This window comes from Streptomyces sp. NPDC058525 (assembly GCF_042719495.1).
GTDB lineage: Bacteria > Actinomycetota > Actinomycetes > Streptomycetales > Streptomycetaceae > Streptomyces.
The window spans coordinates 1-12469 of sequence record NZ_JBHXNP010000056.1 but is presented as its reverse complement, the minus strand read 5'-3'; the positions used below and the strand labels follow the sequence as shown (position 1 = coordinate 12469).

The 12469-nt window shown below is 71.1% G+C and carries 11 protein-coding genes; 5 read left to right on the top strand and 6 right to left on the bottom strand.

The window, feature by feature from the left end; translation table 11 throughout:
- Positions 1-9 precede the first annotated feature (9 nt).
- The gene (gene corA, locus ACFWP3_RS24655) at positions 10-993 is read right to left on the bottom strand and encodes a magnesium/cobalt transporter CorA (protein WP_384224815.1); all 984 of its coding nucleotides are present in this window, start codon (positions 991-993) and stop codon (positions 10-12) included.
- Positions 994-1054: 61 nt separating this feature from the next.
- Between corA and ACFWP3_RS24650 the strand changes: the two genes are divergently transcribed.
- From ACFWP3_RS24650 to mshC, 4 genes are all read left to right on the top strand, one after another.
- A complete protein-coding gene (locus ACFWP3_RS24650; RefSeq protein ID WP_384224814.1) occupies positions 1055-1759 on the top strand; it encodes a histidine phosphatase family protein in 705 nt (234 codons plus the stop codon).
- Between the two features lie 66 nt (positions 1760-1825).
- Positions 1826-2416, top strand: a complete 591-nt coding sequence (locus tag ACFWP3_RS24645) for a DUF3090 domain-containing protein (RefSeq protein ID WP_150256714.1) — start codon at positions 1826-1828, stop codon at positions 2414-2416.
- Positions 2380-3231, top strand: a complete 852-nt coding sequence (locus tag ACFWP3_RS24640) for an SCO1664 family protein (protein ID WP_384224909.1) — start codon at positions 2380-2382, stop codon at positions 3229-3231. The genes ACFWP3_RS24645 and ACFWP3_RS24640 overlap by 37 nt, the downstream gene beginning before the upstream one ends.
- A gap of 110 nt (positions 3232-3341) precedes the next feature.
- A complete protein-coding gene (mshC, locus tag ACFWP3_RS24635; protein ID WP_384224811.1) occupies positions 3342-4571 on the top strand; it encodes a cysteine--1-D-myo-inosityl 2-amino-2-deoxy-alpha-D-glucopyranoside ligase in 1230 nt (409 codons plus the stop codon).
- 178 nt (positions 4572-4749) lie between these two features.
- Here mshC and ACFWP3_RS24630 read toward each other — a convergent pair whose 3' ends face one another.
- The 5 genes from ACFWP3_RS24630 to ACFWP3_RS24610 form a co-directional block, all read right to left on the bottom strand.
- Positions 4750-5736, bottom strand: coding sequence for a PAC2 family protein (locus ACFWP3_RS24630; protein WP_384224809.1), 987 nt, complete (start codon positions 5734-5736; stop codon positions 4750-4752).
- Positions 5737-5874: 138 nt separating this feature from the next.
- Positions 5875-7482 carry an FAD-dependent oxidoreductase gene (locus ACFWP3_RS24625; RefSeq protein WP_384224806.1) on the bottom strand — a complete coding sequence of 536 codons (1608 nt, stop codon included), beginning with the start codon at positions 7480-7482 and terminating at the stop codon, positions 5875-5877.
- Positions 7483-7522: 40 nt separating this feature from the next.
- Positions 7523-9049 (bottom strand): glycerol kinase GlpK, encoded by a 1527-nt coding sequence (gene glpK, locus ACFWP3_RS24620; protein WP_384224803.1) that lies wholly within the window; start codon positions 9047-9049, stop codon positions 7523-7525.
- Between the two features lie 36 nt (positions 9050-9085).
- Positions 9086-9874: an MIP/aquaporin family protein gene (locus ACFWP3_RS24615; RefSeq protein ID WP_384224801.1), complete on the bottom strand. Its 789-nt coding sequence runs from the start codon at positions 9872-9874 to the stop codon at positions 9086-9088.
- A 321-nt stretch (positions 9875-10195) separates the two neighbouring features.
- Entirely contained in the window at positions 10196-10963 is a 768-nt protein-coding gene (locus tag ACFWP3_RS24610; RefSeq protein ID WP_384224798.1) for an IclR family transcriptional regulator, read from the bottom strand.
- Positions 10964-11228: 265 nt separating this feature from the next.
- Between ACFWP3_RS24610 and ACFWP3_RS24605 the strand changes: the two genes are divergently transcribed.
- A partial coding sequence (locus tag ACFWP3_RS24605; RefSeq protein WP_384224796.1) for a homocysteine S-methyltransferase family protein occupies positions 11229-12469 on the top strand: 1241 nt, incomplete at its 3' end.

The following is a 12469-nucleotide window of genomic DNA, read 5'->3' as shown; positions in this document are numbered from 1 at the left end:
CCGCCCCGGCTACAGCCAGCCCCGTCGCTTGAACAGCCGGTGCAGGCCCAGGCACGCGCCCACCATGACCAGCACCACGGCCGGATACCCCAGGCCCCACTTCAGCTCGGGCATGTGATCGAAGTTCATCCCGTAGATCCCCGCCACCATCGTGGGCACGGCCGCCATCGCCGCCCAGGCCGAGATCTTGCGCATGTCGTCGTTCTGCCGCACCCCCATCTGCGCCAGGTGCGCGGCCAGGGCGTCCGACAGCAGCCGGTCCAGACCCTCGACGTACTCGTTCGCCTTGGTCAGGTGGTCGGCCACGTCGCGGAAGAACGGCTGGGCGTGCTCGTGGACGAAGGGCACCCGCCCGAAGGCGAGCCGCTCCATCGGCTGGAGGAGCGGGCTCGTCGCCCGGCGGAACTCCAGCACCTGCCGCTTGAAGCCGTAGATCCGGGAGGCGGTGTTCTTGGAGGCCGACGCGTCCGGGGCGAAGACCTCGGCCTCCAGCTCCTCCAGGTCCGCCTGGAGTTCGGCCGCCACCTCGATGTAGTGGTCCACCACCGCGTCGGAGACCGCGTACAGCACGGCGGTCGGGCCGTGCCTCAGCACGTTCGGCTCGTGCTCCAGCCGGCGCCGTACGGCGGCCAGCGCGGCCCCCTCGCCGTGCCGGACGGTGACCACGAACGAGTCCCCGATGAACACCATCAGCTCGCCGGTGGTCACGATGTCGGTGTGGTCGTCGTACAGCACCGGCTTGAGGACCACGAACAGCGAGTCGTCGTACACCTCCAGCTTCGGCCGCTGGTGCGCGGTCAGGGCGTCCTCCACCGCCAGCGGGTGCAGACCGAACTCGGTCCGGACGCGCTCGAATTCCTTCTCGGTCGGCTCGTACATGCCGATCCAGAGAAAGGCGTCCCCCGCCGCGCGTGCGGCGGCCAGGGCGTCCGAGAAGTCCGCCGGACCCTCGGTGCGGCGGCCGTTCCGGTAAAGCGCGCAGTCCACGATCACGCGCGTATTCTCCTCCGCCCCGGCCCGGCCCGCACCTCGCGGCACCGCTTAGGCTGGCGGCATGGCCACGCTGATCCTCGTACGACACGGGCGGTCCACCGCCAACACCGCTGGGCTGCTCGCCGGATGGACCCCGGGAGTGGCCCTCGACGAGCGCGGCGCCGAGCAGGCCGCCGCGCTCCCCGGCAGGCTGGCGGGCGTACCGCTCGCCGCCGTCGTCAGCAGCCCGCTGCAGCGCTGCCGGGAGACCCTGGCCCCGCTGCTGGCCGCCCGGCCGGAGCTCGAGCCGCACACCGACGAGCGGATCGGCGAGTGCCACTACGGCGACTGGTCGGGCCGCAAACTCGCCGAACTGGCCGACGAACCCCTGATGAAGATCGTCCAGCAGCACCCCTCGGCCGCCGCCTTCCCCGGCGGCGAGTCCCTGCGCGCCATGCAGGCCCGCGCCGTGGAGGCCGTACGGGACTGGAACGCGCGGGTCGAGGAGGAACACGGCCCCGACGCCGTCTTCCTGATGTGTTCCCACGGCGACATCATCAAGTCCCTCGTCGCGGACGCCCTGGGCATGCACCTCGACCTCTTCCAGCGCATCCACGTCGACCCCTGCTCGGTCACCGCCGTCCGCTACACGCCGACCCGCCCGTTCGTGTTCCGGCTCGGCGACACCGGGGACCTCGGCTCGCTCGTACCGCGCGCGGCCGCACCGGACAAAGCCGTGGAAGACGGCGGGAACGCCGTCGTCGGGGGCGGTGCGGGCGCGGTGTGATCGAACGGCGCAGTAGGGTGGACTGGCCCGTTAATGAGCGCTGCCACCGAGACTTGGAGACTGGACGTGCCCCGTCAGGTGTTCCTCTACGACCCGCCGGACCGCTTCGTCGCCGGCACGGTCGGTCTGCCGGGACGCCGTACGTTCTTCCTGCAGGCCTCGTCCGGCCCCCGCGTCACCAGCGTCTCCCTGGAGAAGACCCAGGTCGCGGCGCTGGCCGAGCGGATGGACGAGCTGCTGGACGAGGTCGTACGGCGCACCGGGGGAAACGCCCCGGTCCCGGCCGTGGCCCCTGCCGAGGCCGCCGACACGGCACCGCTGGACGTCCCGGTCGACGAGGAGTTCCGCGTCGGCACCATGGCCCTCGCCTGGGACGGCGAGGAACAGCGCATGATCGTCGAGGCGCAGGCCCTGGTCGAACTCGACGCCGACTCGGACGAGGATCTCGCCGAGGCCGAGGAACGGCTGCTCCAGGACGAGGAGAACGGCCCGCCCATGCTGCGGGTCCGCCTCACCGGCGCCCAGGCCCGGGCCTTCGCCAAGCGGGCCCTGGACGTGGTCAACGCGGGCCGGCCGCCGTGCCCGCTGTGCAGTCTGCCGCTGGACCCGGAGGGGCACGTCTGCCCCCGCCAGAACGGCTACCGGCGCCAGGTGTGACCGTCATGGGGGAGCGGGAGAAGTACGAGGAACTCCTCACCAAGGGGGAGCTGACCGTCGTCGGCCGGATCCGCGAGGCGTCCAACGCCGTGCTGCTCTGCACGGTCACGTACGGAGACGCGAGCGCCGACTGCGTGTACAAGCCGGTCAAGGGCGAGCGCCCGCTGTGGGACTTCCCCGACGGGAACCTCGCCCAGCGCGAGGTCGCCTCCTACCTGGTCTCCGAGGCCACCGGCTGGAGCCTGGTGCCCACCACCGTGCTGCGCGACGGACCGTACGGCGAGGGCATGGTCCAGCGGTGGATCGAGGCCCCCGGGGGCGAGACCCCCGGCGCCGAACTCCTCGCCCTGGTGGAGGGCGAGGACGCGGGGGACGGCTGGAAGCCGGTCGCCTTCGCCGACGTGGGCGAGGGCCGCACCGCCCTGCTCGTGCACGCGGACGACCCCCGGCTGCGCCGGCTCGCCGTCCTCGACGCCGTGATCAACAACGGTGACCGCAAGGGCGGCCACCTGCTGCCCGCGCCCGACGGGCGGCTCTACGGGATCGACCACGGCGTGACCTTCCACGCCGAGGACAAACTGCGCACCCTCCTGTGGGGGTGGGCCGGGGAGCCGCTGACGGACGAGGCGCGCGCGGTGCTCACCGCGCTGGCCGCCGATCTCGCGGACGGGGCCCCGCTGGCCACCCGGCTGGCCGAACTGATCACTGCGGCCGAGCTGGCCGCCGTACGGGGCAGGGTGGCGCAGCTGCTGCGCACCGGGACCCACCCGGAGCCCTCCGGCCAGTGGCCGTCGATCCCGTGGCCGCCGGTCTGAACCGGCCACTCGGCACACGCACAGTTTCGGCCAGACCGCAAGAGTGCCGATCAAGACAACACTGCAGGTCCGGTTCGTTTCAGGAACATCCGTCCGGTTAGGCTCGAGACATGCATGCCTGGCCCGCTTCCGAGGTCCCCGCCCTTCCTGGCAAGGGCCGCGACCTCGAGATCCACGACACCGCGACCCAGGGGACGATCACCCTCGCCCCCGGTCCCGTCGCCCGTATCTACGTCTGCGGCATCACCCCGTACGACGCGACCCACATCGGACACGCGGCGACCTACAACGCGTTCGACCTCGTGCAGCGCGTGTGGCTCGACACCAAGCGGCAGGTCCACTACGTCCAGAACGTCACGGACGTGGATGATCCGCTCCTGGAGCGGGCCCTGCGCGACGGCCAGGACTGGACGGCGCTCGCAGAGCGCGAGACCGCCCTCTTCCGTGAGGACATGACCGCCCTGCGCATGCTGCCCCCGCAGCACTACATCGGCGCCGTCGAGGCCATACCCGGCATCGTGCCGCTGGTCGAGCGGCTGCGGGACGCGGGCGCGGCGTACGAGCTGGACGGCGACGTCTACTTCTCGGTCGAGTCCGACCCGCACTTCGGCGGGGTCTCGAACCTCGACGCCGAGGCGATGCGGCTGCTGTCGGCGGAGCGGGGCGGTGACCCGGACCGGCCGGGCAAGAAGAACCCGCTCGACCCGATGCTGTGGATGGCCGCGCGTCCGGGCGAGCCGAGCTGGGACGGCGGCTCGCTGGGCCGCGGCCGGCCGGGCTGGCACATCGAGTGCGTGGCCATCGCCCTGGACCACCTGGGCATGGGCTTCGACATCCAGGGCGGCGGATCCGACCTGGCCTTCCCGCACCACGAGATGGGCGCCTCCCACGCGCAGGCCCTGACGGGCGAGTTCCCGATGGCCAAGGCGTACGTACACGCCGGCATGGTCGCCCTGAACGGCGAGAAGATGTCGAAGTCGAAGGGCAACCTCGTCTTCGTGTCCGCGCTGCGGCGGGCCGGGGTCGACCCGGCGGCGATCCGCCTGGCGCTGCTGTCGCACCACTACCGGGCCGACTGGGAGTGGACGGACGAGGTCCTCGCCGAGGCGGAGGCCCGGCTGGAGCGGTGGCGTGCGGCCGTGTCCCGGCCGGACGGGCTGCCGGCGGACGCGCTGGTCGAGGAGGTCCGCGAGGCCCTCTCCCGCGACCTGGACGCGCCCGCGGCGCTGGCGGCGGTGGACCGGTGGGTCGACGCGCAGAACGCCTCGGACGGCGACGACGAGTCGGCCCCGGGCCTGGTCTCCCGCACGGTGGACGCCCTCCTGGGCGTCGCCCTGTAGCCGTCCGAGGAACGCCGGCGGGGCTGGGTTGCGCGGAGCGCAATTCCAGCCCCTCCGGCGTTTGAGGAGCGGGGTGTGGGGCGGAGCCCCACGGGCCTGGGCGGAGCCCGGGTCACGCTCGCACGGCGGAGCCCGGGTCACGCTCGCGCGGCGGAGCCCCACGGCCCGGCCCGGCCGGTCAGGGATCCGGGGGCGTGTCCTCGTCCGGCGGAGCCGCGGCCGGGGGCTGCGGGTCCTCCCCGGAGGGGTCCGGCTTGCGCTTCGGGGGGCGCGGGAGCCCGCTGGACGGGTCCCGCAGGTACGAGCTGTCGCCCGGCTCCGCCGCGGGGTCACGCCGGCGCAGGTACCGCTCGAACTCCCGGGCGATGGCGTCCCCCGACGCCTCCGGCAGGTCGGCCGTGTCCCGCGCCTCCTCCAGCGTCTGGACGTACTCCGCCACCTCGCTGTCCTCCGCGGCGAGTTGGTCCACGCCCAGCTGCCACGCCCGCGCGTCCTCCGGGAGTTCGCCCAGCGGGATCCGGATGTCGATCAGATCCTCGAGCCGGTTCAGCAGGGCCAGCGTGGCCTTGGGGTTCGGCGGCTGGGAGACGTAGTGGGGGACCGCCGCCCACAGCGAGACCGCCGGGACGCCCGCGTGCGTACAGGCCTCCTGGAGGATGCCCACGATGCCGGTCGGGCCCTCGTACTTCGTCTCCTCCAGGTCCATCGTCCGCGCCAGGTCCGCGTCCGAGGTGACCCCGCTCACCGGAACCGGCCGCGTGTGCGGAGTGTCCCCCAGCAGCGCCCCCAGGATGACCACCATCTCCACGCCCAGTTCGTGCGCGAAGCCGAGGATCTCGTTGCAGAACGACCGCCACCGCATGGACGGTTCGATCCCGCGCACCAGGACCAGGTCCCGCGGCTTCGCGCCGCCGATCCGGACCACCGACAGCCGCGTCGTCGGCCAGGTGATCTTCCGTACCCCGTTGTCCAGCCACACCGTCGGCCGGTTGACCTGGAAGTCGTAGTAGTCCTCGGCGTCGAGCGCCGCGAACACCTCGCCCTTCCACTCCCGGTCCAGGTGTGCGACCGCACCGGATGCCGCGTCACCCGCGTCGTTCCAGCCCTCGAACGCGGCCACCATGACCGGGTCGATCAGCTCGGGCACGCCCTCAAGCTCGATCACCCAGGTCTCCTTCCGAAGTTCCCTTGTGTACGTGGGTCAGCCTAAGCCTTGATGAGGCACGGGCCACAGCCCACGACAGAGGGGCGGTTCCCCTCGGAACCGCCCCTCTTCCCCACCTGCGGGACAGCTATGCCTCGGCTATGCCTTGTGGCTCAGCATCTCCTCGACGCGGGCGCGCACGGAGGCGTCGTCCAGGCCGCGGATCGTGACCGTCGTGCGCCGGCGCAGCACGTCGTCGGCGGTCTGCGCCCACTCGTTGTCGCGGGCGTAGGCGACCTGTGCCCAGATCTCCGGACCGTCCGGGTGGATGCGCTCGGCCAGCGCCGGGTCCTCGTTCGCCAGGCGCGCGATGTCGAAGGCCAGCGAACCGTAGTGCGAGGCCAGGTGGCGCGCGGTGAGCGGGTCCATCCGCGTGCCGGGCTCGCGGTCCACCAGCAGCCGGTGCGCGACCGCGTTCGGGTTGGCGACACCGGGCAGCGGCACCCGGCGCACGAGGGACTTCACGGGCTCCATGTCCTCGGTCAGCGGGCTGCCCGGGAGCTTGGCCAGCTTGTCCATGACCACGCGGCCGATGTGGCGGTACGTGGTCCACTTGCCGCCGGCCACCGACAGCATGCCGCCCGCGCCCTCGGAGACGACCGTCTCGCGCTTGGCCTTCTCGACCCCGCCGGGGCCGCCGGGCAGCACCCGCAGGCCCGCGAAGGCGTAGGTCATCAGAGAGCGGTCCAGGTCCGCGTCCTTCACTGAGAAGGCCGCCTCGTCCAGGATCTGCTGGATGTCGGACTCGGTGGCGCGCACGTCGCCCGGGTCGCCCTCGTACACCTCGTCGGTCGTGCCGAGGAGCAGCTGGTCCTCCCACGGGAGGGCGAAGGTGATGCGGTACTTGTCGATCGGGGTGGCCATGGCGGCCTTCCACGGCGACTTGCGCTTCATCACGATGTGGGCGCCCTTGGACAGGCGGATGGACGGCATCGCGTGCTTGTCTTCCATGCGCCGCAGGTGGTCCACCCACGGGCCGGTGGCGTTGAGCACGACGCGTGCGTCCACCCCGAACTCGGTCCCGTCCAGACGGTCCTTGAGCTCGGCACCGGTGACCCGGCCGCGCGTCATGCGCAGCCCGGTGACCTCGGCGTGGTTGAGGACGACCGCGCCCGACTCGACGGCCGCGCGGACCGTCATGACGGCGACGCGGGAGTCGTTCATCTGGTGGTCGTAGTAGACCGCGACGGCCTTGAGGTTGTCCGTCTTCAGGCCCGGGTTGTCGGCGGCGGCACGGGCCGGCGAGATGACCTTGCCGATGCCGTCGCCGAAGGCCGAGAGCGCCGAGTACGCGAACACGCCCGCGCCCAGCTTCGCCGCGCCGACCGGCCCGCCCTTGTACACGGGCAGGTAGAAGGTGAGCGGGTTGACCAGGTGCGGGGCCACGTCCTTGGCCAGCACCCGGCGCTCGTGGTGGTTCTCGGCGACCAGCTTGACCGCGCCGGTCTGCAGGTAGCGCAGACCGCCGTGGACGAGCTTGGAGGAGGCGGAGGAGGTGGCGCCGGCGAAGTCGCCGGCGTCCACCATGGCGACCCGCAGACCCGACTGCGCGGCGTGCCAGGCCACCGAGGTGCCCAGGATTCCACCGCCGATGACCAGCAGGTCGTACGTGGCCTTGGCCAGCTGCTCACGGGTCTCGGCGCGGCTCGGGTTCGAGCCGGCGGTCGGGTGCGTACCCAGGGTGGGGACGCTCTGCAGGGTGCTCATATCTCTCATCGCTCCTCGTCGATTGACTCAGCTGGTGAGGTCAGCTGGCGTCTTCGTCGTCGACCCAGCCCATGGACCGCTCCACGGCCTTGAGCCAGCTCTTGTACTCGCGCTCCCGCTGCTCGGCGGGCATCCGCGGGGTCCACTCCGCCGCGCGGCGCCAGTTGGCGCGCAGGGCGTCGGTGTCGGGCCAGAAGCCGACGGCCAGGCCGGCGGCGTAGGCGGCGCCGAGGCAGGTGGTCTCGGCGACCATCGGACGGACCACGGGGGCGTCCAGGAAGTCCGAGAGCGTCTGCATCAGCAGGTTGTTGGAGGTCATGCCGCCGTCGACCTTGAGGGCCGCGAGCTCGACGCCCGAGTCCTTGGTCATGGCGTCGGTGATCTCGCGGGTCTGCCAGGCGGTGGCCTCCAGGACGGCACGGGCGATGTGCGCCTTGGTGACGTACCGGGTGAGTCCGGCGATCACACCGCGGGCGTCGGAGCGCCAGTACGGGGCGAACAGGCCGGAGAAGGCCGGTACGAAGTAGGCGCCGCCGTTGTCCTCGACTGAGGAGGCCAGGGTCTCGATCTCGGCCGCGGACTTGATCAGGCCCATCTGGTCGCGCATCCACTGGACGAGCGAGCCGGTGACGGCGATGGAGCCCTCCAGCGCGTAGACCGGCTTCTGCTCGCCGATCTGGTAGCCGACCGTGGTCAGCAGGCCGCTGTAGGAGTTGATGATCTTGTCGCCGGTGTTCATCAGCATGAACGTGCCGGTGCCGTACGTGGACTTCGCCTCGCCCTCGGCGAAACAGGTCTGGCCGAACAGGGCGGCCTGCTGGTCACCGAGCGCCGAGGCGACCGGGACGCCGGCGAGGACGCCGTCCTTGACGTGGCCGTAGACCTCGGCGGAGGACTTGATCTCCGGGAGGACGTTGAGCGGGACGCCCATGGACTCGGCGATCTTCTCGTCCCAGGCCAGGGTGTGCAGGTTCATCAGCATGGTGCGCGAGGCGTTGGTGACGTCGGTGACGTGCACGCCGCCCTGGGCGCCTCCCGTGAGGTTCCAGATGACCCACGAGTCCATGGTGCCGAAGAGGATGTCGCCGGCCTCGGCGCGCTCGCGCAGGCCCTCGACGTTGTCGAGCAGCCAGCGGACCTTCGGGCCGGCGAAGTAGCTGGCCAGCGGCAGACCGGTCTCGCGGCGAAAGCGGTCCTGGCCGACGTTGCGGCCGAGTTCCTTGCACAGGGCGTCGGTGCGGGTGTCCTGCCAGACCAGCGCGTTGTGCACCGGCTCGCCGGTGTTCTTGTCCCACAGGAGCGTGGTCTCGCGCTGGTTGGTGATGCCGACGGCCTTGACGTCGGCGGCGGTGATCTCGGCCTTGGCGATGGCCCCGGCGACGACCTCCTGGACGTTGGTCCAGATCTCGGTGGCGTCGTGCTCGACCCAGCCCGGCTTCGGGAAGATCTGCTCGTGCTCCTTCTGGTCGACGGCGACGATGCGGCCGTCGCGGTCGAAGACGATGCAGCGGGAGGAGGTGGTGCCCTGGTCGATCGCGGCGATGAAGGGGCCGGTGCTGGTGGTCATGGTGGCTGCTCCTGGGAAGTCCGGTGGGCGAACGACTTAGACGAACGCGAGGTTGTAGATACCCGCGGCGAGGGCGCCGCCGATCAGCGGGCCGACGACGGGGATCCAGGCGTACCCCCAGTCGGAGCCGCCCTTGTTCGGCAGCGGCAGCAGTGCGTGGACGATGCGCGGGCCCAGGTCGCGGGCCGGGTTGATGGCGTAACCGGTCGGACCGCCGAGCGAGAGGCCGATGCTGACCACGGTCAGGGCGACGATGAGGCCGCCGAGGGTGCCGAGGCCCTTGCCCGAGTCGTTCAGGCCGTACGCGAGGACGGCGAGCACGAGCACCAGGGTGCCGATGATCTCGGTCGCGAGGTTCTGCCAGACGTTGCGGACCTCGGGGCCGGTGGAGAAGACGCCGAGCACCGGGCCGGCGTTCGGCTCCGTCTTCTGGTCGACCATGCCCGCGTGCTCGGACTTGGCGGCGACGATCTCAGGATCGGTGAGGTGGGCCTGGAACTGGCCGTAGTACGCCACCCAGGCGAGCGTGGCACCGATCATGGCGCCGAGCAGCTGGCCGGCGAAGTAGACCGGGACGTTGCCCCATTCGCCGTCCTTGATCGCGATACCGAGCGTCACGGCGGGGTTGAGGTGGGCACCGGACAGGGTGCCGGTCAGGTAGACCGCGGTCATGACCGCGAAACCCCACCCGAAGGTGATCGCCAGCCAGCCCGCGTTCTGCGCCTTCGAGCGCTTGAGCACGACCGCGGCGACCACGCCGGCGCCGAGCAGGATGAGGACGGCGGTCCCGATGGTCTCGCCGATGAAGATGTCGGAGCTGGACACCCGCGACTCCTTACGTACGTCCAGGGGTGGGCGGACACCGGTCCCGCCGGTGGTTCCGCGCACTCGGTGAGTGCTGCACCGGTCCTTGGCCTTGCCACACCCTAACGCGTATTGCCGGTAGGTGTTCGACATTGCCGACCGATGAACGGCAGTTTTCCGCCTGTGTGAAGAACCCGTCAAGGCCTGGCCAGGTCAAAGAACCGGATCGTTACCACTCGGTACGATCGACCAAATCCGGCCAATCCATGATCAGTAAATGACAAAACCCACCCAAACGCAGCTCGAAGCCGCCCTGGGTGGGTGGGATGCGTCAGGTCAAGCTCAGAACCGGCCCGCTCCGAGGTCGCGTGAAACCGACCGGGCGCAGTCCCGTACGGAGGCCACCAGGGCCGCCCGGGGCTCGCCGGACTCCCCGCAGACCCGCTCCACGGCCCCCGCCACGGCGACCGCGCCGACCGGCATCCTGCGCCGGTCGTGGATGGGCGCGGCGACCGAGGCGATGCCCTCCCAGGTCTCCTCGACATCGGCGGCCCAGCCGCGCGCCCGCGTCAGCCCGAGAACCTCCTCGAACCCGGCCGCGTCCGTGACCGTACGCGGGGTGAACGCCTCGCGCTCCACTTCCACCACCTGGGTGTGCGCCACCGGGTCGTACGCGGACAGCACCTTGCCCAGAGCGGTGGAATGCAGCGGCTGCATGGCCCCCACCTCCAGCACCTGGCGGCTGTCGTCGGGCCGGAACACGTGGTGCATGATCAGCACCCCGCTCTTGTGCAGCACGCCCACGTACACGCTCTCGCCGCTCGCCCGGGCCAGGTCGTCCGTCCACACCAGGGCGCGGGCGCGCAGCTCGTGCACGTCCAGATAGCTGTTGCCCAGGCGCAGCAGCTCCGCGCCCAGCTGGTAGCGGCCCGAAGCCGGGTCCTGCTCGACGAAGCCCTCCGCCTGAAGGGTGCGCAGGATGCCGTGCGCCGTCCCCTTCGCCAGGCCCAGGGAGGACGCCACGTCCGACAGCCCCAGCCGGCGCTCGCCACCCGCCAGGAGTCGCAGCATCGCAGCGGCTCGTTCGAGCGACTGGATGTTCCGTGCCATGGCGCAGCCTCCTGCTGACGTAGTTCGACAATGCTGAACACTATCGGTCGATGCCGACTTTTTGCATGGTGAGGGGTTCCGTACGCACGTTTGCATCGCCACACTCGCGCCGACACACCCGAGCGGACGTACCGCGCACAGAATGCAGTCCGCCACGTGGGACACCCTCACCGGGTCCGGTGCCACGCGGTTACCCTGGCCGCGTGCACCCTTGACACAGAGGGGGTGCAAAGCCGACAGCCGTCGCATCCCAGGGAGCTCAACCATGGCCTCGTTGCCGAACCCGCCCGCAGACACCCAGACCCGGGCCGATGCCCTCCGAGAGGCGCTCGCGACCCGCGTGGTCGTCGCCGACGGAGCCATGGGAACGATGCTCCAGGCGCAGGACCCCTCCATGGAGGACTTCCAGCAGCTCGAAGGATGCAACGAGGTCCTCAACGTCACCCGCCCCGACATCGTGCGCACCGTCCACGAGGCGTACTTCGGGGTGGGCGTGGACTGCGTGGAGACGAACACCTTCGGTACGAACCTCGCCGCCCTCGCCGAGTACGACATCGCGGAGCGCAACTTCGAGCTGTCGGAGGCGGGTGCGCGCATCGCCCGCGAGGTCGCCGACGAGTTCACCGCGTCCACCGGGCAGCAGCGCTGGGTGCTGGGCTCGATCGGCCCCGGCACCAAGCTCCCCACCCTGGGCCACATCACCTACGCCCAGATCCGCGACGCCTACCAGATCAACGCGGAGGGGCTGCTCTCCGGCGGCGCCGACGCGCTGCTCGTGGAGACGACGCAGGACCTGCTCCAGACGAAGTCCTCGATCATCGGCGCCCGGCGGGCGATGGAGGCGCTGGGCGTTTCCGTGCCGCTGATCTGCTCGGTGACGGTGGAGACGACCGGCACGATGCTGCTGGGTTCGGAGATCGGTGCGGCGCTGACGGCGCTGGAGCCGCTGGGCATCGACATGATCGGCCTGAACTGCGCGACCGGCCCCGCCGAGATGAGCGAGCACCTGCGCTACCTCGCCCGCAACGCCCGCATCCCGCTCTCCTGCATGCCCAACGCCGGCCTGCCCGTCCTCACCAAGGAGGGCGCGCACTACCCGCTCAGCGCGGCGGAGCTCGCGGACGCCCAGGAGACCTTCGTCCGCGAGTACGGCCTCTCCCTGGTCGGCGGCTGCTGCGGCACCACCCCCGAGCACCTGCGGCAGGTGGTCGAGCGGGTCCGCGGCACGGCCATCACCCAGCGCACCCCCCAGCCGGAGCCCGGCGCGGCCTCGCTCTACCAGACGGTGCCGTTCCGGCAGGACACCTCGTACATGGCGATCGGTGAGCGGACGAACGCGAACGGGTCGAAGAAGTTCCGCGAGGCGATGCTGGAGGCCCGTTGGGACGACTGTGTGGAGATGGCGCGGGATCAGATCCGTGAGGGCGCGCACATGCTGGACCTGTGCGTGGACTACGTGGGCCGTGACGGTGTCGCGGACATGCAGGAGCTGGCGGGGCGGTTCGC